This is a genomic window from Escherichia sp. TW09308 (genome assembly GCF_000208565.1).
Lineage (GTDB): Bacteria > Pseudomonadota > Gammaproteobacteria > Enterobacterales > Enterobacteriaceae > Escherichia > Escherichia marmotae.
On sequence record NZ_AEME01000001.1, the window covers coordinates 2,886,355 to 2,908,380 of the forward strand.

Sequence of the window (22,026 nt, forward strand, 5' to 3'; positions counted from 1 at the left end):
CCGGTTATTCAACTTCAATACTTTTGACGATCAGCGAATCGCCGGTATCGACACGCAACCGCTCGCCATGACAGAGCGGACACTGCGCATCGTGCTGATGAATCTCCACTACCTGGCTGCAATCCCAGCACCAGGCCTGGGCGGGTTTATAGACGATATGTAAATCGCACCCTTGCGCCACCGTTCCCTGGCAGACAATTTCAAAACTAAAACGAACCGCGCTCTCCTCAACGCAGGAGAGCGCGCCAATTTCCAGCCACACGGCGGTGACGCGCTTAACATCGTGCTGCTCCGCCTGCCGTTGGATAATTTCAACGGCGCTCTGGCAAAGCGACAACTCATGCATTTTCATCACTCCTGCGGCCAAACAGCAGGGCGCGACGCCCTGCGTGTGGCACATCCGGATTCGTGACTGGCAGCGAAAGGATCATTCGCGCGCAGTCATCCGTCAGGCGTTTGCCCTCTTCAATCGACATGCTGTGCGAAAGCGGCGACATCAGCGAGCAAGAGAGGTATTGCGAAACACCGTCCAGTTCGCCAACGGTAAAGGTCATAGTGCCATAAGGCAGTTGCAGACCGATCTTCTCACTCACTTTGCGCAGCGGCCAGAGTTGATCCGGGCCGGGGAAGATCACTGCACTCAGCATCCACGGGGTGATCACACACCCCGTCCACTGACCTTCGAACAGCGTAAAATCGGAAACATACACCGGCATGGAAGGATGCAGAAACGAGAGGTCGTGCATCGAACGCCGGGCAATTTCTTCAAACGCTGCCTGTACTTGCGCCTTTGGGGAGGTCTGGAAACCAGCAATCTCCTCAGTCATGTGCTGCCTCCCGCGGGATGGCTTCCACGCCTGATTCGCGCAGCGCAGCCAGAACCCGCTCAAGCGCAGGTTCAATCATTGCTTCGACCGTCGGCGTTAAACCGATGTGTGGCTCCAGCGATTCCGGGATCACGCCGACCAGAGTCAGCTTTTTCGGAAACTCGCCGGTGAAGCGCAGGGCCGACAATACGTCGGCCAGGCCAAGCTGATGCGGAGAGATTTTGTTGGTAAACAACGCCGGAACTTCTTCGTCCCGCAGGATCATCATCGTTCCCGGCGCGTTCTTTTTCGACACAATGGCATCGGCAATGATCAGATGATCGCGATTTGCCATGTCGCCAAGCAGTTCCATTCCCGCCGTGCCGCCATCGAGGATCTCAACATAATCCGGCAGAATGTATCGTTGCTCTAACGCTTCAACAATCCGCACGCCGATGGCTTCATCGGTCAGCAAAATATTGCCGACCCCTAAGACTAAAATACGCATTACAGAACCTTCACTGAAACCACTTCGTTGCCGTCGGCATCCACTACGTGAACCGCACAGGCCATGCACGGGTCGAAGGAGTGAATGGTACGCACCACTTCCAGCGGTTTATTCGGATCGGCAATCGGTGTACCCACCAGCGACTGTTCATACGGACCGACGTCATCATTGAAGTTACGCGGGCCAGAGTTCCAGGTGGATGGAACGACCGCCTGGTAGTTGCTGATGATACCGTCTTTAATCACCATCCAATGGGAGAGCATACCGCGCGGCGCTTCAAGGAAGCCAACGCCTTTGAACTCGCCCGTTGCCGGAATGTTCGGCTTCACGAACGTGGTGTGGTCGCCTTTGCCGATATTAGTGATCAGTGCACTGTATTGATTTTGCAGGATATCCTGCAATTCGCAGCAGTGAACGGTACGACCAATAATACGCCCCAGCGTGGAGTGCAGTTGCGCCACTTCCAGCGTGTTGCCCGTCAGTTTCTGATAAATCGCAACGATTTCATTCAGTTTGTTCTGGGTAGACTCGCGTCCTGCCGCCAGTTTCACCAGCATGTTCGCCAGCGGCCCCACTTCTACCGTTTTGCCGTAGAAAGTCGGTGATTTCACCCAGGAGTATTTACCGTCGTCAGACCAACCGTCGTAAGCCGGAATGGTTGTGCCTTCCCACGGTGCCTGCGGTGCTTCGTCTTTATACCAGGAGTGTTTCGCGCTTTCCTGAATCCCTTTGATCAGGTATTCATCGGAATGGGAAGTAATCGGACGATACGAGGACAAATCCGCGTTTTCGATATATCCGCCAGGGAACAGGAAGCTACCGTTTTTGCTGTCGGTCGGGAATTCCGGCACACTCAGGTAGTTCACCGCACCTTTACCGCGCTCCAGCCATTCCGGATAAAACGCCGCGATAACGGCAGTATCAACCTTATAAACCTGCTCAACAAAGTCGCTCAGCTTGTCGATGAAGGACTTGATGTACATCAGGCGCTCAAGGTTCAGTACGCCCAGACCGTCGAGGTTGATCGGGTTAGCGACCCCACCTACCGCCAGGTTCTGAATGTGCGGCGTTTTACCGCCCAGCAGCGCCACCACTCGGTTTGCGTCACGCTGGCACTCCAGCGCCTGTAAGTAGTGAGCTACCGCAATCAGGTTCACTTCCGGCGGCAGTTTCATTGCCGGATGTCCCCAGTAGCCATTGGCGAAAATACCCAACTGACCGCTGGCAACCAGATCTTTGATCTTGTTCTGAACTTTGGTGAACTCTTCCGGGCTGTTCAGGTGCCAGGTCGAAACACCTTTCAACATTTCAGAAGCTTTAGTCGGATCAGCTTGCAGTGCAGAAGTGATGTCCACCCAGTCCAGCGCCGAAAGCTGATAGAAATGGACGATATGGTCATGCGTGGTATGCGCAGCCAGAATAATGTTACGGATGTATTGCGCGTTAACCGGAACGTCAATGTTCAGCGCACTCTCTGCCGCACGAACAGAAGAGAGCGCGTGAGTGGTGGTACATACGCCACAGATACGTTGCACAATCATCCAGGCATCGCGCGGATCGCGGTTTTTCACGATCTCTTCCATGCCGCGCCACATGGTTCCGGAAGCCCATGCTTTCGAAACGACGCCATTTTCGATTTCGCAATCGATGCGTAAATGCCCTTCAATACGGGTTACCGGATCAATAGTAATTCTCTGGCTCATGCTTTGCTCGCCTCATGACGATTATGATCGTTTTGTTTTAAAGGAGGAAGTATCGGCAGTAGACGAATGAGTACGATGTAAGCGCAAATCTCAATAGCCACAAAACCAATAGAAATCAACAGTTCTTCCCACGTCGGGAAGTAGGCGTAACCGCCGCCCGGGTTGAATGCCACCAGCGAATAGGTCAGACGCCAGGTTGCACAACCTAACAGTGCGCTCAGTGCCGACAGGAACAGCATACGTGAATCATTACGCAGCTTCGCCACACGCAGAACGACCAGCGGGAAGAGCATCAGCAGGACTTCAATCCAGAACATGACGGAGTAGAAGTCACCGGCAAACGCTAACGACAGCTTGTCGCGATAGATTAACTCGCCAAAGCGCAGCACGATGAAAATCGCCAGCAGCACGCTGATGGTGTTGGTCAACTTGACGAACAGGCTCTTCTCATCCGGCCCGTTGCCACGCAGACCCGCCTGCACCAACGAACCTTCAAAGATGACTATCGAGAAGCCCATGATGAACGCCGTCAGCAGCGAGAACAGCGGCAACATTTCATAGCTCTGCCACAGCGGATGCACTTTGTAGCCCGCCGAGATCATCAGTGATCCCATGGAAGACTGGTGCATAGTCGGCAGCAGCGCGCCAAGCGCGATGATAAAGAACATCACCTTGTTCAAACGCTTGAGCGATACCTTCCAGCCCAGACGTTCAAACAATGCAGGAGCAAACTCCAGAGCCATCACACCGATGTAGATGGTCATACAAACCGCCGTCTCGAACAGTACCGAGTTCACGTTGAAGTGACCCGGAATGTAGAAGTACGGCAGGTTCCAGTAACGACCGACGTCGATGGTAATCGACAAGCCACCCAGTGAGTAACCGAACAAACTTGCCAACAGCGCCGGACGCACCAGCGGATGGTATTGTCCACGGTTAAAGACGTATACCGCCCACGCCAGCGCCCAGCCGCCACAGGCGAAACCGGTGCCGATCAGCAGGTCAAACGCAATCCACACGCCCCACGGGAAACCGCCATTCAGGTCGGAGACAGAGCCCAGACCGAACACCAGACGCTTCACAATCAGGAGCATACAAATGACGATTAACGGTCCAAAAATCATGACCGGTTTACTGATGATTTTGCCGCCCAGCGGTTGTGGATCATGACTCATGATCGTCTCCTCCGTCGTGATGGTCGTTTTTGGTGTTGCGACGAACCAGCACGGTTAAGCCCGCCAGCACAGCCAGTGGTAGCATCATGCCTTTATACAGGGTGTGTTGAATATTTTCGGAACGCGCGCCGGTAGAAAGATCGTCCAGCTTCGGCAAGTCGAGATTTTCATAAGGAACCCCCGTCAGTACCAGAACCTGAGTACCGCCGCCCTCTTTCTCGCCGTACAGATGCGGATAATATTTCGGCACTGTGTGCAGGTAAGTGTCGCCAGATTTCAACGTCTGACGCGGATAGTGGTATTCGCTGCCAGGCTTCAGCGCCAGGCGTTTTTTCGCCTCAGCCATCAGCTCTTCACGCGTACCAAAAATCACCGCGCCCGCCGGACACACTTCTACGCAGCCAGGTAGACCGCCTTTATCGAGACGCTCCACACCTTTCTGGTTACACAGCTCACACTTATGCAGCGCACCAAACGGGTTGTTGTAGTCGTACTTCGGCACATTGTACGGGCAGGCGACCATGCAGTAACGGCAGCCGGTGCACACGTCTTTGTCGTAATGGACAATGCCGGTTTTCGGATCTTTTTTCAGCGCAGAAACCGGGCACACGGAGACACAGTTCGGATCGACGCAGTGCATACACTGTTTCTTAATGTACGCATAGCCATTCTCTTCCTGGTCTTTGTTGACGCCAGTGCCGCTGGTCCACACCTGGATGATGTTATTGGTGTACGGCGACAGTTTGTCGTTGTTCGACCACGTCTGTTCCCCTTGCGGGTTACGTTCCGGGAAGTTGATATCCTGACACTTAGTCACACAAGCCTGGCAGCCTACGCACAAGGTCGAGTCATACAACATTCCCAGCGATCCCGGAATTGGCGGGCGGTTTTCAGCAGCCGCATGGCTGACAGACGGCAATGCGCCCGTCAGCAATGCCCCGCAGGAGGCTGCTTTAATAAAATTACGTCTGTTCACGGTTATTCTCCCCGTGAGTCAGCGTTATCTTTCTTTTGCTGACGACCCAGTTCACGCACCGCCATCACGCTGACACCGGCAACCAGCCCAACCACACCGCCAAGCAAACCGATAGCGCCCGCAGAAACGTTGCCGCCCTCTTTAGCGTTAACGTCCGGTTTCTGTGAACGCGGCGTCTGGTTTTCGACGTTGGCAAGCTGATGGATGCCTTTATGGAAGCCGATACCTTCTTCGTTACAGCCGTAGCACGGGTGACCAATCGCCACCGGCCATACACCGCCAACGTCGCAGAATTGCAGTGTGGAGCAGTTACCGTAAGTTTCCGGTCCTTTACAGCCGAGGTGGTACAGGCACCAGCCTTCGCGATGGCCATCATCACCAAACTCTTTGGCGAAACGACCAGCATCGAAGTGCGGGCGACGTTCGCAATGTTCGTGAATCAGACGCCCATAGGCGAAGGTCGGACGGTTTTTGTTATCCAGCTTCGGCGGTTTACCGTAAGTGATGATGTGCGCAACGGTCGCAAGGAAGTTGTGCGGGTTCGGCGGGCAGCCTGGAATGTTGATAACGGTTTTGCCCGGCAGAACTTCTTGCAGGCTGACCGCACCGGTTGGGTTAACCCCAGCAGCGGCGACACCGCCCCACGCGGAACAGGAACCGATAGCGATAATTGCGGCAGCACCTTCTGCCGCTTTGCGGATGTGATCCACAATCGGCTCACCGGCGACCATGCAGTAAATACCGTTATCTTTTAATGGGATGGAACCATCCACAACCAACACATACTGCCCTTTGTATTTCTCGAGCGCGTTATGTTTGTTCTCTTCAACCTGATGGCCGAAAGCGGCGGAGAGCACTTCGTGATATTCCAGAGAGATAGTCTCCAGCACGAGGTTTTCTACCGTTGGATGCGTTGCACGAAGCAGAGATTCCGTACAACCAGTACATTCCTGCGCGCCAATCCAGATAACCGGCGGGCGCTGCGGGTTAGTGACCGATTCGGCCATCTCTGCGGCGGCTTTGCTACTCAACCCCATGGTGGCGGCTAATGCTGCACAAAGCTTCATGAAATCACGGCGATTAATGCCGTGAGAATGGATGAGGGTGTTATCTCCAGTCATTTATAGTTATTCCGTTGCGAAGACCTGGCATATATTTTGCCTCAACCGCAAAATCGATAATGCGATCGATGCGCCATTTACCACACATTTATTATGGTTATCATTGTAATGATACTGCGGCGGGGCGCTAAAACGAAGGGGAAGGAGCATTAGTGTAATTAATTAAAGCAAGATAATACGTATGTTTGATCAATTTTCGAGGCGATAACCAGCCATAAAAAAGCGCAAAGTAGAACAGGAATTATTCTCACGAAAGAAATCCATTACCATCTCTTTATCCAGCCCATAACGCCGCGTCAGAATGCCTGCTTCCCAGGCGCTAAGCTGACGATCGCCGGTCTTTTCATACATCCGGTGCGAGTAGCCTAATACAAAACCGCGTTTATAATCGGCGCAGAATTTCGTCACATTAACCGCACTGTCGGCATGTGTTGCTTTTAATCCCGCCATTAAGCCTTTACCAAAATGGTTATTCATAATTTATCTCCAATCGCCATATATGAATCTATATAGCGATATTTTAGGCAAAGTACGACTTTTACGCACGCTATTTTTTCCTGTATGTGAAAGACGTTATCCAGTAAGAGATAAACGCATCAAGAGAGATATTTGTCGAACCATTTCAGCGTTCTTTGCCAGGCAAGATCGGCGGCAGATTTGTCATAACGGGGAGTGGAATCATTATGGAATCCGTGATTAACCCCCGGATAAATATACGCCTCATAGACCTTATTATTCGCTTTCAACGCTGCCTCATAAGCGGGCCAGCCTTCGTTAATTCGCGTGTCCAGTTCGGCGTAGTGGAGCAGTAAAGGCGCTTCAATTTTCGCCACATCGGCGGCCAGAGCCTGGCGACCATAAAACGGCACCGCGCAGGCCAGTTCCGGATATGCCACCGCTGCCGCGTTCGATACCCCACCGCCATAGCAAAATCCGGTTATACCTACCTTGCCAGTGGCTTGCGGATAGCGTTGCATAAACTCAATCGCGGCAAAGAAGTCATTCATCAGTTTGGTTGGATCGACCTGCTGTTGCAGCTCGCGGCCTTTGTCATCGTTCCCGGGATAGCCGCCAACGGAACTTAAACCGTCAGGAGCGAGGGCAATATATCCTGCCTTCGCCACTCGCCGCGCCACATCTTCGATATACGGATTCAGCCCGCGATTCTCATGCACCACCACTACGGCTGGCGTTTTGCTGTTCATCTTCGCAGGTTTCACCAGATAGCCGCGCACCTCACCATGACCATTTGGCGAAGGATACGTGATGTACTCCGCAACAATATCCGGATCGGTAAACTCCACCTGGGTCGCCCATGCGTAATTTGGCCTGAGCAAATCAAACAATGCTAATGCCGTCATCCCGCCCACTGCATACTTCGCCGCAATATTGAGGAACTCACGTTTCGATATTTTCCCGTGAGCGTAATAGTCGTAGTAGTCCAGCAACTCTTGTGGGAAATCTTTAGCGGTCAGACGCGGCATCGTCTCACTCCTCAACTGGTGTTTTTTTAAGCAAAGCATAAGCACGTGTTTTTGCCCAGTTTTTCGTCACACTGTGAGCGATGCTACGGGATCTCCCCTGGCAAATCGCTAGACTAGAAACATCGTTTCGAAATTGAACAGTGGAAAGGAGATGTCATGGTCTGGTTAGCGAATCCCGAGCGTTACGAGCAGATGCAGTACCGCTATTGCGGAAAAAGCGGTTTACGCCTGCCCGCGTTATCGCTCGGTTTGTGGCACAATTTTGGTCACGTCAACGCGCTGGAGTCACAGCGTGCGATCCTGCGTAAAGCCTTTGATTTGGGCATTACGCACTTTGATTTAGCCAACAACTACGGCCCGCCTCCTGGCAGTGCGGAAGAGAACTTTGGCCGTCTGCTGCGGGAAGATTTTGCCGCTTATCGTGACGAGTTAATCATCTCCACCAAAGCTGGCTACGATATGTGGCCCGGCCCGTATGGCTCTGGCGGGTCGCGTAAATACCTGCTCGCCAGCCTCGACCAAAGCCTGAAACGTATGGGGCTGGAGTATGTCGATATCTTTTACTCTCATCGCGTCGATGAAAATACGCCGATGGAAGAAACCGCGTCGGCGCTGGCCCATGCGGTGCAAAGTGGTAAGGCTCTGTATGTCGGGATATCGTCTTACTCGCCAGAGCGAACGCAAAAAATGGTCGAGTTGCTACACGAGTGGAAAATTCCGCTGCTAATTCACCAACCTTCGTACAATTTACTGAACCGCTGGGTGGATAAAAGCGGTCTGCTGGATACCCTGGAAAATAACGGTGTGGGCTGCATTGCCTTCACTCCGCTCGCCCAGGGATTGTTAACCGGAAAATATCTCAACGGTATTCCTGAAGATTCTCGGATGCATCGTGAAGGGCACAAAGTTCGCGGCCTGACGCCGAAAATGCTTACCAACGCCAACCTCAACAGTCTGCGTTTATTAAATGAAATGGCACAGCAGCGTGGTCAATCTATGGCTCAAATGGCATTAAGCTGGTTGCTGAAAGATGATCGAGTGACGTCGGTATTGATTGGTGCCAGCCGTCCGGAGCAACTGGAGGAGAACGTACAGGCGCTAAATAATCTGCTGTTTAGTGCCGAAGAACTGGCGCAGATTGACCAACATATCGCTGATGGCGAGCTAAATCTGTGGCAGGCGTCTTCCGATAAATAACGTGTTAATACCGGGCGCGAGAACCGCGCCCGAATAAGATCAGTGATTATGACGGGTGAGTCGGTCAAGATAGCCCATCACAAATGCAGAGAGCACAAACGTCAGATGGATAATGACGTACCACATCAGTTTGTTATCCGGGACATTTTTCGCATCCATAAAGACGCGCAGTAAGTGAATGGAAGAGATTGCCACAATCGACGCCGCCACTTTATTTTTCAGCGACGTAGCATCCATTTTCCCCAGCCAGTTCAGCTTCTCTTTGTTCTCGGAGATATCTAACTGCGAGACAAAATTCTCATAACCGGAAAACATTACCATCACCAGCAAACCGCCAACCAGCGTCATATCTACCAGCGACAGTAACACGAGGATCAAATCAGATTCCGCTATCGAGAAGATATTCGGCAATACGTGAATAATCTCCTGAAAGAACTTCAGCGCCAGGGCAACCAGCGCCAGCGAAAGGCCAAAGTACACGGGGGCAAGCAGCCAGCGAGAAGCATACATTGCATTTTCAAGAAAACGTTCCATACATTCCTGTCGTGTAGTTAAAACGGGCAACAGTATATCGTAATTGAGTAAACAGCACGCAACAGCCAATCAACATATACGTTAATCCTTTGTCGAATAAATCCGACGTTTAGGGATCTTCCTGGTTACCTTATTAACCAGGAAGCGATTCCATTGTTGCCGAAAGGCTCCGGTATCATAACCACTTCGTCAATCCAGGCGTATCAGCCAAGCCCACACTTGCTGGATTATGCTGCAACGAAAACGGCGATTCTTAACTACAGCCGTGGTCTGGCGAAACAGGTCGCGGAGAAAGGGCTACGTCACTGCGGAAGTGCACGGCGTGTGCGGCGGTGAGCATTTAGGCTGAAAAAATGCCCGGTTGTGAGAAGCGACCGGGCATCATTGTGCTTTTAACTCTTGCCTGATGCGGCGAAAACACCTCATCAGGCCTGCAAACTCATGAAAATTCAAAACGTTGCAATAGATTTTGTAGGCCGGATAAGACGCGCCAGCGTCGCATCAGGCATTGAGCACCGAATGTCGGATGCGGCGTGAACGCCTTATCCGGCCTACAAATTCATGCAAATTCAATATATTGCGATAGAGTCTGTAGGCCTGATAAGCGCAGCGCATCAGGCAATTCTGCGTTACTTCGCTTTGGCAGTTTCTTCGCCAACCAGACCTATCTTCAGGTAACCCGCCTGATGCAGCGTATCCATTACCTTCATCAACGTCTCGTAATCGACGGTTTTGTCCGCGCGGAAGAAGATGGTGGTATCTTTCTTACCTTCGGTTAACGCATTCAGTGCCGTAACCATCGTTTCATCGGTGACAGGATCGTTACCGATGAACATCGAGTTATCCGCCTTCACCGACAGATAAACCGGTTTTTCCGGGCGCGGCTGCGGCGTGCTGGTAGAAGCAGGCAAGTTCACCTTCACATCTACCGTCGCTAACGGTGCCGCCACCATAAAGATAATCAGCAGAACCAACATCACGTCGATAAACGGCGTCACGTTGATGTCGTGCATTTCGCCGTTATCGTCGAGGTTTTCGTTAAGATGCATTGCCATCGGACATTATCCTGCGCGTAATTTTTGTGCGACACGAACCGGATGCGCAGCGGCGCTGGCTTCCAGATCCAGATCACGGCTTTGCAGCAACAGCACCTGCGCTGCGACATCACCGAGCATCGCTTTAAAGCCGCCAATCTGACGTGCGAATACGTTATAGATAACAACCGCCGGAATTGCTGCCACCAGACCGATTGCCGTTGCCAGCAGCGCTTCTGCGATGCCCGGTGCAACAACTGCCAGGTTGGTAGTCTGCGTTTGCGCAATACCGATAAAGCTGTTCATGATGCCCCAGACTGTACCAAACAGCCCCACAAACGGCGAAATCGCGCCGATGGTTGCAAGGTAGCCGTTACCGCGCCCCATTTGACGCCCCACTGCGGCGACCCGACGTTCAAGACGGAAACTGGTGCGCTCTTTAATACCGTCGTTATCGTCGCTGCCTTCTGACAGTTCCAGCTCGTTCTGCGCTTCATTGAGCAAATGCAGACTTAAGCTTTTGCTACCAAAATCAGCGGCGATATCGTTGGCCTGGTTTAAGGAGCGAGCTTCAGCCAGCAGTTGCTGTTCACGCTTCAGGCGACGCTTCTGGTTGAAGAACTCAACGCTCTTGCTGAAGAAGATTGCCCAGGTGACTACGGAGGCCAGAATCAGCCCAATCATCACGCACTTAACGACAATATCGGCGTGCTGATACATACCCCAGACGGAAAGATCCGTCTGCATTAAATTATTACCCACTGTGTATCTCCAGGACGCAAGTCACAAAATCTGCGCACAATAATATCAAAACGACGTCGAATTGATAGTCGTTCTCATTACTATTTGCATACTGCCGTACCTTTGCTTTCTTTTCTTTGCGTTTACGCAGTAAAAAAGCCACCAGCACAACATTTGCGAAAATTTTCTGCTTTATGCCAATTCTTCAGGATGCGCCCACTATTATTCATGCTAGTTTAGACATCCAGACGTATAAAAACAGGAATCCCAACATGGCAAACAAACAACTTGATACTCAACTGGTCAATGCAGGACGCAGCAAAAAATATACCCTTGGCGCGGTAAATAGCGTGATTCAGCGCGCCTCTTCGCTGGTCTTTGATAGTGTGGAAGCAAAAAAACACGCGACGCGTAATCGTGCCAATGGTGAATTATTCTATGGCCGCCGCGGAACGTTAACGCACTTCTCATTGCAAGAAGCGATGTGTGAACTGGAAGGTGGCGCAGGCTGCGTGCTGTTTCCTTGCGGGGCGGCAGCCGTTGCCAATTCCATTCTCGCCTTTGTCGAACAAGGCGATCATGTGTTGATGACCAACACAGCCTACGAACCGAGTCAGGATTTTTGTAGCAAAATCCTCAGCAAATTGGGCGTAACGACATCGTGGTTTGATCCGCTGATTGGCGCGAATATCGTTAAACATCTGCAGCCAAATACCAAAGTGGTGTTTCTGGAATCGCCAGGTTCCATCACTATGGAAGTGCATGATGTTCCGGCGATTGTCGCCGCCGTGCGCAGCGTGGTGCCAGATGCCATCATTATGATTGATAACACCTGGGCTGCCGGAGTGCTGTTCAAAGCCCTCGATTTTGGTATCGATATTTCCATTCAGGCCGCCACCAAATATCTTGTGGGTCACTCAGATGCGATGATCGGCACCGCGGTGTGCAATGCCCGTTGTTGGGAGCAACTGCGGGAGAACTCTTATCTGATGGGGCAGATGGTCGATGCCGATACCGCCTATATGACCAGCCGTGGCTTGCGCACTTTAGGCGTGCGTCTGCGTCAGCATCATGAAAGCAGTCTGAAAGTTGCGGAATGGCTGGCAGCGCATCCGCTGGTTGAGCGGGTTAACCACCCTGCTCTGCCGGAAAGTAAAGGCCATGAGTTCTGGAAACGAGACTTTACAGGTAGCAGCGGACTATTTTCCTTTGTGCTGAAGAAAAAACTCAACGACGAAGAACTGGCGAACTATCTGGATAACTTCAGTTTATTTAGCATGGCCTACTCGTGGGGCGGCTATGAATCGTTGATCCTTGCGAATCAGCCGGAACATATCGCAGCCATCCGCCCACAAGGAAAGATTGATTTCAGCGGCACGTTGATTCGCCTGCATATTGGTCTGGAAAACGTCGACGATCTGATTGCCGATCTGGACGCGGGCTTTGCACGAATTGTGTAACATTGCCAAATTTGGACAATTTTGCAGACATTTAATTGTGATTAGTCTTAAATTGTTGCGTCCGGGATCAAGGCGTCCCGGACGATTCAGGAGTACAATAGGCAAATAAAGGCTTAAACGCTGTTCCACAGGAAAGTCCATGGCTGTTATTCAAGACATTATCGCTGCGCTCTGGCAACACGACTTTGCCGCGCTGGCGGACCCTCATATTGTTAGCGTTGTTTACTTTGTCATGTTTGCCACGCTGTTTTTAGAAAACGGCCTGTTGCCCGCCTCGTTTTTGCCAGGCGACAGCTTGTTAATACTGGCTGGCGCACTGATTGCCCAGGGGGTTATGGATTTTCTGCCAACAATCGCGATTCTGACTGCCGCAGCCAGTCTGGGCTGCTGGTTAAGTTATATTCAGGGACGTTGGTTAGGTAATACCAAAACGGTGAAAGGCTGGCTGGCGCAGCTTCCGGCTAAATATCATCAACGCGCCACCTGTATGTTTGACCGCCACGGTTTGCTGGCTCTGCTGGCTGGGCGTTTTCTCGCATTTGTCCGCACGCTGCTGCCAACAATGGCGGGGATTTCCGGTCTGCCAAACCGTCGCTTCCAGTTTTTCAACTGGCTAAGTGGACTGCTGTGGGTCAGCGTGGTGACCAGTTTTGGTTACGCCTTAAGCATGATCCCGTTCGTTAAACGCCATGAAGATCAGGTGATGACGTTTCTGATGATCCTGCCAATTGCCCTGTTAACCGCAGGCCTGTTAGGCACGCTGTTTGTGGTAATTAAAAAAAAATACGGTAACGCCTGACATTTTCCTCTGTTCCCGGCAGCAATGCCGGGAACGCATTTAACTCCCCTGCATCGCCCGCATTCTTGCTGCATCTTCACCCGGCGTCACACCGAAGTAACGTTTAAATTCGCGGCTGAACTGTGATGCACTTTCATAACCTACACGCATCGCTGCCGCACTGGCTTTCATGCCATCGTGGATGATCATCATTCGCGCCTTATGCAGCCGGTAGTTCTTCAAATACTGCAAAGGCGAGGTGCTGGTGACAGATTTAAAATTATGATGGAAGGCAGAAACACTCATATTGGCTTCTGCCGCGAGTTGCTCGACGCTTAGATTTTCGGTGTACTTATTCTCAATACGTTTCAGCACGCGGCTAATCAGACTGAAATGCGTCTGGCGACTGACCAGCGCCAGTAATGCTCCGCCGCAAGGTCCGGTCAGCACGTAGTAAAGAATTTCGCGGATGATCTGCTTGCCGAGAATGCGCGCATCCAGCGGTCGCTCCATCACATCCAGTAACCGCTCCGCCGCACATAAAATCTCTTCTGACAGCGTGGCGGAGTTTATGCCGCTGGCTGCCATCGACGGTTGAAAATGTTCATCCTCGCCAATGTCCATCAACAGTTCCTGTAACTGCAAAATATCAACATTGAGACGTAAGCCCGCTAATGGCACCTCCGGCGTAGCGTAAGTTTCGCACTCAAAGGGTAATGGCACCGTCAGTAGCAGATATTCATTGGCATCATAACGAAACACTCGTTCATTGATATAACCGATTTTATGCCCGGAAAAGAGAATTATGATGCCTGGCTCGTACATTACCGGCGTACGTGCCCCGGGATTCTCACCAAACAGCAAGCGCACATCAGGCAACAGTTCTGACAAACTATTTTCTTTATTTTTCAGATTATTAATTTTATCCGTCAGCAGTCGGCAAATCTCTTCACGTTTCATATCGTGTAATTTCTTAGGATTAATGCGGCAATTTGATTGTGCGCAATTTTGTACTATTTCTCCAGCACTCTGGAGAAATAGGCAAGACATTGGCAGAAATGAGCATTGAGAGCCACGGCGCTGGCGACCACAATGACAAACATCAGGCAGACTGATCTCTGCCCTCATATTGGCCCAGCAAAGAGAGCAAGTAATGAACAACTTTAATCTGCATACCCCAACCCGCATTCTGTTTGGTAAAGGCGCTATCGCCGGTTTACGCGAGCAAATCCCTCACGATGCCCGCATATTGATTACTTACGGCGGCGGTAGCGTTAAAAAAACCGGCGTTCTGGATCAAGTACTGGATTCCCTGAAAGGCATGGACGTGCTGGAGTTTGGCGGTATCGAACCAAACCCGACTTATGAAACGCTGATGAACGCCGTGAAACTGGTTCGCGAACAGAAAGTGACTTTCCTGCTGGCGGTTGGTGGCGGTTCCGTACTGGACGGCACCAAGTTTATCGCCGCAGCAGCAAATTATCCTGAGAATGTCGATCCGTGGCACATCCTGCAAACGGGTGGTAAAGAGATTAAAAGTGCCATCCCAATGGGCTGCGTGCTGACGCTGCCAGCGACCGGTTCAGAATCCAACGCAGGTGCGGTGATCTCTCGCAAAACCACCGGTGACAAACAGGCGTTTCATTCTGCCCACGTTCAGCCGGTATTTGCCGTGCTCGATCCGGTTTATACCTACACCCTGCCGCCGCGCCAGGTGGCTAATGGCGTAGTGGACGCCTTTGTACACACCGTAGAACAGTATGTTACCAAACCGGTTGATGCCAAAATTCAGGATCGCTTCGCAGAAGGTATTTTGCTGACGCTTCTCGAAGATGGCCCGAAAGCCCTGAAAGAGCCAGAAAACTACGATGTGCGCGCGAACGTCATGTGGGCAGCGACTCAGGCACTGAACGGTTTGATTGGCGCGGGCGTACCGCAGGACTGGGCAACGCATATGCTGGGCCACGAACTGACTGCTATGCACGGCCTGGATCACGCGCAAACGCTGGCTATCGTCCTGCCTGCGCTATGGAATGAAAAACGCGACACCAAGCGCGCGAAACTGCTGCAATACGCTGAACGTGTCTGGAACATCACCGAAGGTTCCGATGACGAGCGTATTGACGCCGCAATTGCCGCTACCCGCAACTTCTTCGAGCAATTAGGCGTGCCGACGCGCCTGTCCGACTACGGTCTGGACGGCAGTTCTATCCCGGCATTACTGAAGAAGCTGGAAGAACACGGCATGACCCAACTGGGCGAAAATCATGATATTACGCTGGATGTCAGCCGTCGCATTTACGAAGCAGCCCGTTAAGCTTTTTCCTCCTCAAACTTTCGTTTTTGGGTATTTCGTCCAGACTTAAGTTCACAACACCTCACCGGAGCCTGCTCCGGTGAGTTCATATAAGGAGGAACATATGACTAATCCAACCGTTATTAAGCTACAGGATGGCAATGTCATGCCCCAGTTGGGACTGGGCGTCTGGCAAGCAAGTAATGAGGAGGTAATCACCGCGATTCAAAAAGCCCTGGAAGTGGGATATCGCTCGATTGATACCGCCGCGGCCTATAAAAACGAAGAAGGCGTCGGCAAGGCACTGAAAAATGCCGCACTTGCCAGAGAAGAGTTGTTCATCACTACCAAACTGTGGAACGACGACCACAAGCGTCCCCGTGAAGCCCTGCTGGACAGCCTGAAAAAACTCCAGCTTGATTATATCGATCTCTACTTAATGCACTGGCCCGTTCCCGCTATCGACCATTATGTCGAAGCATGGAAGGGAATGATCGAGCTGCAAAAAGAGGGGTTAATCAAAAGCATCGGCGTCTGTAACTTCCAGATCCACCATTTGCAACGTCTGATTGATGAAACTGGCGTGCCCCCCGTGATTAATCAGATCGAACTTCATCCGCTGATGCAGCAACGCCAGCTTCACGCCTGGAACGCTACGCACAAAATTCAGACCGAATCCTGGAGCCCGTTAGCGCAAGGCGGAAAAGGTGTCTTTGACCAGAAAATCATTCGCGATCTGGCGGATAAATACGGCAAAACTCCAGCACAGATTGTCATCCGCTGGCATCTGGATAACGGCCTGGTGGTGATCCCAAAATCAGTCACACCTTCACGCATTGCCGAAAACTTTAATGTCTGGGATTTCCGTCTCGACAAAGACGAACTTGGTGAAATCGCGAAACTCGATCAAGGTAAACGCCTCGGTCCCGATCCCGACCAGTTCGGCGGCTAACGCACAAATTCTCCCGGTGGCGGTAATGTTCCGCTACCGGACTTTTCAGAAATCATTTATTCCCCTCGCCTCCCGCCCGTTGTTACTCTCCTCCGTTCAGAAATGCCACATTTAAGGACATGATCATGCGGAGCTGGAAGCTCTTAAAGCAACAAAGCATCTACAATATGGATAAACGCGACGGTGAGGTAAAAAACAGATGAGACAAATACTTCTTCTGTTTTTGGCTGTTTTTGCAAGCTTCACGACTCAGGCACAATCACCATCGCTAACCGCTGAACAAACAGTTCGCCTGATTTATCAAAACTATAAATCGGATGCCAGTGCGCCTTATTTCGGTGCAACAGGAGAGCAGGCAATAACATCTGAACGCATACAAAAGGTGCTAACCCTGAATGATAATCTCACTCTACCGGGCAATATTGGCTGGCTGGATTACGATCCGATTTGTGACTGTCAGGATTTTGGCGATCTGGTGTTAGAAAGCGTAGCGATTACCCAAATAGACGCCGACCACGCGGATGCCGTTGTGCGCTTTCGTGCCTTCAAAGACGATAAAGAAAAGACCACGCAAACGCTGAAAATGGTGGCCGAAAATGATCGCTGGGTCATTGACGATATTGCCAGCAATCATGGTAGCGTCTGGCAGGCAGTTAATAGCGAGAATGAAAAAATCCTGGCAACGCTGGCATCGCTGCAAAAAGAACAGCCAGAAGCTTTTGTCAGTGAACTATTTGAGCATATTGCCGATTATAGCTGGCCCTGGACGTGGGTTGTTTCCGACACTTATCGTCAGGCCGTTAATGCCTTCTATAAAACTACCTTCAAAACTGACAGCAACCCCGATGAAGATATGCAAATCGAGCGGCAATTTATTTACGATAATCCGATCTGTTTTGGCGAAGAAACGCTATTTTCTCGCATTAATGAAATCCGTGTACTGGAGAAAACCGCTGATTCCGCCCGCATCCATGTTCGTATTGCGCTGACCAATGGCAACAGCGAAGAGCAGGATTTGGTTTTACAGCGGCGCGAAGGGCTGTGGGAAATTGCAGATTTCATCCGTCCGAATAGCGGAAGTTTGCTTAAACAGATTGAAGCGAAGACTGCGGCCAGATTAAAGCAGTGAGTTGAATAGGAATAATAAATAAAAGGGAACACTATATGAAAACGATTTTCACCGTGGGAGCTGTTGTTCTGGCGACCAGCTTACTAAGTAGCTGCGTCAATGAACAAAAGGTCAGTCAACTGGCGGGTAATGTACAAACATTAAATGCCAAAATCGCCCGACTTGAGCAGGATATAAAAGCATTACGCCCGCAGATCTACGCCGCCAAATCCGAAGCTAACAGAGCCAATACACGCCTTGATGCGCAAGACTATTTTGATTGCCTGCGCTGCTTGCGTATGTATGCGGAATGATAAAAATATCCCCGGTAGCAATTCTGCTACCGGGGATAATTAACTTAACGACCAACAGCCACTTTTGGGCGTTTCTTCGCCCCTGCATTCACCGGGCGAGATTGCGCGGGTGGCGCTTTCTTTGCTCCGGCAGGTGTCTGGCGCTGGGTCGCCATTGGCGTATGTTTGGTCAACGCCGGACGGGGTATTGCGGTTCTGGCGACGGGCCTCGCGCATCTCTTCAATGGTTGGCGCAGGCACTAAGCAATCGCGACGACTGCCAATCAGATGCTTTTTACCCATCGCTTCCAGCGCCTGGCGGATTAACGGCCAGTTTGCCGGATCGTGGTAACGCAATAACGCTTTATGCAAACGTCGCTGCTTGTCGCCCTTCGGTACGAAGACGTCTTCGCTCTTATAACCAATCTTCGCCAGCGGGTTTTTGCCGGTGTAATACATGGTGGTCGAGTTAGCCAACGGCGACGGATAGAAGTTCTGCACCTGGTCGAGACGGAAGCGGTGTTTTTTCAGCCACAGCGCCAGGTTCACCATATCTTCATCACGCGTACCGGGGTGTGCGGAGATGAAATACGGGATCAGATACTGCTCTTTGCCTGCCTGTTTCGAGTAGGTGTCGAACAGCTCTTTAAAGCGGTCATAGCTACCCATGCCCGGCTTCATCATCTTCGACAGTGGCCCTTCTTCGGTATGTTCCGGCGCAATCTTCAGATAACCACCGACGTGATGGGTCGCCAGCTCTTTGATGTAGCGCGGATCTTCTACGGCGATGTCATAGCGCACGCCGGAGGCGATCAGGATCTTTTTAATGCCTTTCAGATCGCGGGCACGGCGATAGAGATTGATCGTCGGCTCGTGGTTAGTGTCCATATGCGGACAAATATCCGGATACACGCACGACAAGCGGCGGCAGGTCTGCTCGGCGCGTGGCGATTTGCAGCGCAACATATACATGTTGGCCGTTGGCCCGCCGAGATCGGAAATCACGCCCGTAAAGCCCGGAACGGTATCGCGGATCGCTTCAATCTCATTAATGATCGAGTCTTCCGAACGGCTCTGAATAATGCGCCCTTCATGCTCGGTAATAGAACAGAAAGAACAGCCGCCAAAGCAGCCACGCATAATATTGACCGAGAAACGGATCATTTCGTAAGCCGGAATACGGGCATTACCGTAAGCCGGATGCGGCACGCGCTTGTACGGCAACGCAAAGACGCTGTCCATCTCTTCGGTAGAAAGCGGAATGGCTGGCGGGTTGATCCACACATAGCGGTCGCCATGTTTTTGCATCAGCGCACGAGCGCAGCCTGGGTTGGTTTCGTGGTGCAGAATACGCGAAGCATGTGCGTACAGCACTTTATCGCCCTTCACTTTCTCGAATGAAGGCAACAACACGTAGGTTTTTTCCCACGGTTTCGGACGCGGCGGCTGCACAGTAACGGCTTTCGCTTCCTGTTTTTTCGGTGTCACCGGTTTGTTATCCGCGCACGGCAAATCTTCGCCATACGGATGCGGGATCGGGTCAATTTTCCCGGGAGTGTCGAGACGAGTAGAATCCACGCCACTCCAGCCAGGTAGCGCTTCTTTCACGATAATCGCGGTATTACGTACATCGCGGATTTCACTAATCGGCTCGCCCATCGCCAGACGATGCGCCACTTCCACCAGCGGACGCTCACCGTTACCAAACATCAGCATGTCGGCTTTGGAATCTACCAGCACCGAACGGCGCACGGTGTCAGACCAGTAATCATAATGCGCGGTACGACGCAGGCTGGCCTCGATACCACCGAGGATCACCGGTACATCTTTCCATGCTTCTTTACAACGCTGGGTATAAACCAGTGTCGCGCGATCCGGACGCTTACCCGCGACATTATCCGGGGTGTAGGCATCGTCATGGCGTAAACGACGATCGGCAGTGTAACGGTTGATCATCGAGTCCATGTTGCCTGCAGTCACGCCGAAAAACAGATTCGGTTTGCCCAGACGCATAAAATCATCTTTGCTGCTCCAGTCCGGCTGGGCGATGATCCCGACACGAAAGCCTTGCGCTTCCAGCATACGACCGCAAATCGCCATCCCGAAGCTCGGGTGATCAACATACGCGTCGCCAGTAACCAAAATGATGTCGCAGCTATCCCAGCCAAGTTGATCCATCTCTTCACGAGACATCGGCAAAAACGGTGCCGGTCCAAAACAGGCGGCCCAGTACTGCGGCCAGGAGAACAGGTCGCGATCCGGTTGGATCAGGGAGATAGAGCTCATTTTGCTTCCAGAAATGGTAAAAAAATAATCAAAGGTCGGGGATTATAAGCCGGAACGAAAGAGAAATCGAAAGGTATTCCATACTCGCCCTCCTCGGGCGAGTATGGAGATTAAGGTACCGGATTAACCAACAGTTGCCCGATGGAACCGCGATCCGCCATTTCCAGCGTCTGGCTATTAAAGTAGAACGGGAAATGCGCCCAGGAAGGCTGACCGAAATAGACAAGCAGTTCCACTTGCCCATCAACCCATACGGTGTCTTTCCAGCCTCTGTCTTCCGGGAATGGCATCGCGCCGTTCACGTTACGGATCTGGAACATCACGCCTTCAATATGGAATGATTGCGGCTCATCTGCCCGCACCGTCCAGCGTTCCCACGTACCTTGCTGCGCGGTGACATCAATACGATTGACGTCCCACAACTGCCCGTTGATGCCAGGATCGTCACCCAGGCTAATATCACGGCTGCGAATCGGAGAGCCGGCCATTATTTCGGTCGGTAACAAACGCATCGGCAGGCTGTCTGTCACCAGCGGCAGAAGACCGGTCGGGCGCAGCGTCAGCACCAGCGTGGAAACCAGAATGCTGGATGGCTCAAAGAAGCCACGAATACGATCAACAATGCTCGCCGCTTCACCACAGGTGATCGACACTTCATCACCGTTGCTCATATCCACCAGAATCTCACGACGCTCGCCCGGTGCCAGCGAAAGCTGTTTCACCGACACGGGTGCAGGCACGGAACCCCTGGTCGCCAGAAATCACGTGCAACGGACGTCCGTCACTCATCTGTAATTGATAACGACGGGAGTTCGACGCGTTCAATAAACGCAGGCGCACCCAACCGCGCGAAACTTCAACATACGGGCTTTGTACGCCATTGACCAGTAGCGTATCGCCAACAAAACCGCCGCTTCCCGGCTCGTTGTATTCCGGCGTGCCAAAGTTATCCAGCCGTTTATCCTGGATAATGACCGGAAAATCATCCACTCCATAATGATTAGGGATTGGCAGCGACTTGCTGACTTCATCTTCCACCAGCCACATCCCGGCAAGGCCGTTATAAACCTGCTGTGCCGTGCGGTTCGGTGTGTTGGCGTGATACCACAGGGTCGCGGCGCTCTGACGAATTGGCAGCACAGGTGCCCAGTCAGCATTTGGCGACATCATGCGTGCAGGCCCCCCCATCAGCGGGCCTGGCACCTGTAGCCCGGCGACTGTCATTGAGACATTTTCTGTCAGTCGGTTGCTGTAAATCAGCTTAACATCATCGCCCTTCCAGACGCGGATAGTCGGCCCAAGGTAGCGACCATTGATACCCCAAACCGACGCGCGCGTTCCTGGCGTAAATGACCAGTGCGCACGTTGTACTGTCATAAACAGCGGTTGCCCACGGCGAGATTCAAGCAGCGGCGGAACGGGCAGCGGTTGCTGTTGCCCGGCTGCGCTTGCCTTCAGGGGGACTGCTCCTGCACACAGTGCAATCCCCGATGCCTGAATGAACTGACGCCGACTGAGTGACATATTTGCTCCATGTAAAACTGGCTAAAGTAATACCGTGCAGGAAAACATTC

Annotated in this window: 20 protein-coding genes and 3 pseudogenes; 8 read left to right on the forward strand and 15 right to left on the reverse strand. The window is 51.9% G+C overall.

Features of this window, described 5'->3' with window-relative positions:
- Positions 1 to 4: 4 nt before the first annotated feature.
- The 9 genes from hypA to yghX all read right to left on the reverse strand — a co-directional run bounded on the left by hypA (position 5) and on the right by yghX (position 7,773).
- Entirely contained in the window at positions 5 to 346 is a 342-nt protein-coding gene (gene hypA / locus ESM_RS0113725; protein ID WP_000544957.1) for a hydrogenase maturation nickel metallochaperone HypA, read from the reverse strand.
- Positions 339 to 827 carry a hydrogenase-2 assembly chaperone gene (hybE, locus tag ESM_RS0113730; protein WP_000134011.1) on the reverse strand — a complete coding sequence of 163 codons (489 nt, stop codon included), beginning with the start codon at positions 825 to 827 and terminating at the stop codon, positions 339 to 341. The genes hypA and hybE overlap by 8 nt, the downstream gene beginning before the upstream one ends.
- Complete coding sequence (locus ESM_RS0113735; RefSeq protein ID WP_001221943.1) at positions 820 to 1,314, reverse strand: HyaD/HybD family hydrogenase maturation endopeptidase; 495 nt, start codon at positions 1,312 to 1,314, stop codon at positions 820 to 822. Before ESM_RS0113735 ends, hybE begins: the two co-directional genes overlap by 8 nt.
- A complete protein-coding gene (gene hybC, locus ESM_RS0113740) occupies positions 1,314 to 3,017 on the reverse strand; it encodes a hydrogenase 2 large subunit (protein ID WP_000083056.1) in 1,704 nt (567 codons plus the stop codon). Before hybC ends, ESM_RS0113735 begins: the two co-directional genes overlap by 1 nt.
- Positions 3,014 to 4,192 (reverse strand): Ni/Fe-hydrogenase cytochrome b subunit, encoded by a 1,179-nt coding sequence (gene hybB, locus ESM_RS0113745; protein WP_000017694.1) that lies wholly within the window; start codon positions 4,190 to 4,192, stop codon positions 3,014 to 3,016. The genes hybC and hybB overlap by 4 nt, the downstream gene beginning before the upstream one ends.
- Positions 4,182 to 5,168 carry a hydrogenase 2 operon protein HybA gene (gene hybA, locus ESM_RS0113750; RefSeq protein ID WP_001081870.1) on the reverse strand — a complete coding sequence of 329 codons (987 nt, stop codon included), beginning with the start codon at positions 5,166 to 5,168 and terminating at the stop codon, positions 4,182 to 4,184. The genes hybB and hybA overlap by 11 nt, the downstream gene beginning before the upstream one ends.
- Positions 5,169 to 5,170: 2 nt before the next feature.
- Positions 5,171 to 6,289 carry a hydrogenase 2 small subunit gene (gene hybO / locus ESM_RS0113755; RefSeq protein ID WP_000145417.1) on the reverse strand — a complete coding sequence of 373 codons (1,119 nt, stop codon included), beginning with the start codon at positions 6,287 to 6,289 and terminating at the stop codon, positions 5,171 to 5,173.
- Between the two features lie 189 nt (positions 6,290 to 6,478).
- On the reverse strand, positions 6,479 to 6,766 hold the full coding sequence (gene yghW, locus ESM_RS0113760; RefSeq protein ID WP_001059136.1) for a DUF2623 family protein YghW: 288 nt from the start codon (positions 6,764 to 6,766) through the stop codon (positions 6,479 to 6,481).
- 119 nt (positions 6,767 to 6,885) lie between these two features.
- Positions 6,886 to 7,773, reverse strand: a complete 888-nt coding sequence (gene yghX / locus ESM_RS0113765; protein WP_010378800.1) for a YghX family hydrolase — start codon at positions 7,771 to 7,773, stop codon at positions 6,886 to 6,888.
- Positions 7,774 to 7,929: 156 nt separating this feature from the next.
- Between yghX and gpr the strand changes: the two genes are divergently transcribed.
- Positions 7,930 to 8,970, forward strand: a complete 1,041-nt coding sequence (gene gpr, locus ESM_RS0113770) for an L-glyceraldehyde 3-phosphate reductase (RefSeq protein ID WP_000262134.1) — start codon at positions 7,930 to 7,932, stop codon at positions 8,968 to 8,970.
- Positions 8,971 to 9,009: 39 nt separating this feature from the next.
- On the opposite strand, the gene ESM_RS0113775 is transcribed toward gpr, so the two are convergent.
- Entirely contained in the window at positions 9,010 to 9,504 is a 495-nt protein-coding gene (locus ESM_RS0113775) for a TIGR00645 family protein (protein WP_001517102.1), read from the reverse strand.
- A gap of 126 nt (positions 9,505 to 9,630) precedes the next feature.
- Here ESM_RS0113775 and ESM_RS0113780 point away from each other — a divergent pair.
- Positions 9,631 to 9,807: pseudogene (locus ESM_RS0113780) on the forward strand (SDR family oxidoreductase); the annotation flags it as partial.
- A gap of 326 nt (positions 9,808 to 10,133) precedes the next feature.
- Here ESM_RS0113780 and exbD read toward each other — a convergent pair.
- Complete coding sequence (exbD, locus tag ESM_RS0113785; protein WP_001240714.1) at positions 10,134 to 10,559, reverse strand: TonB system transport protein ExbD; 426 nt, start codon at positions 10,557 to 10,559, stop codon at positions 10,134 to 10,136.
- Between the two features lie 6 nt (positions 10,560 to 10,565).
- The gene (exbB, locus tag ESM_RS0113790) at positions 10,566 to 11,300 is read right to left on the reverse strand and encodes a tol-pal system-associated acyl-CoA thioesterase (protein WP_000527841.1); all 735 of its coding nucleotides are present in this window, start codon (positions 11,298 to 11,300) and stop codon (positions 10,566 to 10,568) included.
- Between the two features lie 251 nt (positions 11,301 to 11,551).
- On the opposite strand from exbB, the gene metC reads away from it, so the two are divergent.
- Both metC and yghB read left to right on the forward strand, forming a co-directional pair.
- The gene (metC, locus tag ESM_RS0113795) at positions 11,552 to 12,739 is read left to right on the forward strand and encodes a cystathionine beta-lyase (protein WP_010378808.1); all 1,188 of its coding nucleotides are present in this window, start codon (positions 11,552 to 11,554) and stop codon (positions 12,737 to 12,739) included.
- Between the two features lie 139 nt (positions 12,740 to 12,878).
- Positions 12,879 to 13,538, forward strand: coding sequence for a DedA family general envelope maintenance protein YghB (gene yghB, locus ESM_RS0113800; protein ID WP_000268420.1), 660 nt, complete (start codon positions 12,879 to 12,881; stop codon positions 13,536 to 13,538).
- 39 nt (positions 13,539 to 13,577) lie between these two features.
- Here yghB and yqhC read toward each other — a convergent pair whose 3' ends face one another.
- Positions 13,578 to 14,477, reverse strand: coding sequence for a DNA-binding transcriptional regulator YqhC (yqhC, locus tag ESM_RS0113805; protein ID WP_016249216.1), 900 nt, complete (start codon positions 14,475 to 14,477; stop codon positions 13,578 to 13,580).
- Positions 14,478 to 14,670: 193 nt separating this feature from the next.
- Here yqhC and yqhD point away from each other — a divergent pair, with 193 nt between their 5' ends.
- The 4 genes from yqhD (at position 14,671) to yqhH (ending at position 18,187) form a co-directional block, all read left to right on the forward strand.
- Complete coding sequence (gene yqhD / locus ESM_RS0113810) at positions 14,671 to 15,834, forward strand: alcohol dehydrogenase (RefSeq protein WP_001058791.1); 1,164 nt, start codon at positions 14,671 to 14,673, stop codon at positions 15,832 to 15,834.
- A 103-nt stretch (positions 15,835 to 15,937) separates the two neighbouring features.
- Positions 15,938 to 16,765 carry a 2,5-didehydrogluconate reductase DkgA gene (gene dkgA, locus ESM_RS0113815; RefSeq protein ID WP_000184343.1) on the forward strand — a complete coding sequence of 276 codons (828 nt, stop codon included), beginning with the start codon at positions 15,938 to 15,940 and terminating at the stop codon, positions 16,763 to 16,765.
- Positions 16,766 to 16,964: 199 nt separating this feature from the next.
- Positions 16,965 to 17,894 (forward strand): YbjP/YqhG family protein, encoded by a 930-nt coding sequence (locus tag ESM_RS0113820; protein ID WP_001248952.1) that lies wholly within the window; start codon positions 16,965 to 16,967, stop codon positions 17,892 to 17,894.
- A gap of 35 nt (positions 17,895 to 17,929) precedes the next feature.
- Positions 17,930 to 18,187: a lipoprotein YqhH gene (yqhH, locus tag ESM_RS0113825; protein ID WP_000848538.1), complete on the forward strand. Its 258-nt coding sequence runs from the start codon at positions 17,930 to 17,932 to the stop codon at positions 18,185 to 18,187.
- 44 nt (positions 18,188 to 18,231) lie between these two features.
- Here the strand turns inward: yqhH and ESM_RS01000000124915 are convergent.
- Together ESM_RS01000000124915 and ftsP are read right to left on the reverse strand one after the other, a co-directional pair.
- Positions 18,232 to 20,452, reverse strand: a pseudogene (locus tag ESM_RS01000000124915) (YgiQ family radical SAM protein).
- A gap of 110 nt (positions 20,453 to 20,562) precedes the next feature.
- Positions 20,563 to 21,976, reverse strand: a pseudogene (gene ftsP / locus ESM_RS01000000124920) (cell division protein FtsP).
- Between the last annotated feature and the right edge of the window lie 50 nt (positions 21,977 to 22,026).

Bases quoted from the DNA above. Each gene is read 5' to 3' on its own strand.
- hybB (WP_000017694.1), bottom strand. From the start codon at position 4,192: ATGAGTCATGATCCACAACCGCTGGGCGGCAAAATCATCAGTAAACCG.
- hypA (WP_000544957.1), bottom strand. From the start codon at position 346: ATGCATGAGTTGTCGCTTTGCCAGAGCGCCGTTGAAATTATCCAACGG.
- hybC (WP_000083056.1), bottom strand. From the start codon at position 3,017: ATGAGCCAGAGAATTACTATTGATCCGGTAACCCGTATTGAAGGGCAT.
- ESM_RS0113775 (WP_001517102.1), bottom strand. From the start codon at position 9,504: ATGGAACGTTTTCTTGAAAATGCAATGTATGCTTCTCGCTGGCTGCTT.
- exbD (WP_001240714.1), bottom strand. From the start codon at position 10,559: ATGGCAATGCATCTTAACGAAAACCTCGACGATAACGGCGAAATGCAC.
- metC (WP_010378808.1), top strand. From the start codon at position 11,552: ATGGCAAACAAACAACTTGATACTCAACTGGTCAATGCAGGACGCAGC.
- dkgA (WP_000184343.1), top strand. From the start codon at position 15,938: ATGACTAATCCAACCGTTATTAAGCTACAGGATGGCAATGTCATGCCC.
- yghB (WP_000268420.1), top strand. From the start codon at position 12,879: ATGGCTGTTATTCAAGACATTATCGCTGCGCTCTGGCAACACGACTTT.
- ESM_RS0113735 (WP_001221943.1), bottom strand. From the start codon at position 1,314: ATGCGTATTTTAGTCTTAGGGGTCGGCAATATTTTGCTGACCGATGAA.
- yqhD (WP_001058791.1), top strand. From the start codon at position 14,671: ATGAACAACTTTAATCTGCATACCCCAACCCGCATTCTGTTTGGTAAA.
- yqhH (WP_000848538.1), top strand. From the start codon at position 17,930: ATGAAAACGATTTTCACCGTGGGAGCTGTTGTTCTGGCGACCAGCTTA.
- yghW (WP_001059136.1), bottom strand. From the start codon at position 6,766: ATGAATAACCATTTTGGTAAAGGCTTAATGGCGGGATTAAAAGCAACA.
- hybO (WP_000145417.1), bottom strand. From the start codon at position 6,289: ATGACTGGAGATAACACCCTCATCCATTCTCACGGCATTAATCGCCGT.
- ESM_RS0113820 (WP_001248952.1), top strand. From the start codon at position 16,965: ATGAGACAAATACTTCTTCTGTTTTTGGCTGTTTTTGCAAGCTTCACG.
- yghX (WP_010378800.1), bottom strand. From the start codon at position 7,773: ATGCCGCGTCTGACCGCTAAAGATTTCCCACAAGAGTTGCTGGACTAC.
- yqhC (WP_016249216.1), bottom strand. From the start codon at position 14,477: ATGAAACGTGAAGAGATTTGCCGACTGCTGACGGATAAAATTAATAAT.
- hybE (WP_000134011.1), bottom strand. From the start codon at position 827: ATGACTGAGGAGATTGCTGGTTTCCAGACCTCCCCAAAGGCGCAAGTA.
- gpr (WP_000262134.1), top strand. From the start codon at position 7,930: ATGGTCTGGTTAGCGAATCCCGAGCGTTACGAGCAGATGCAGTACCGC.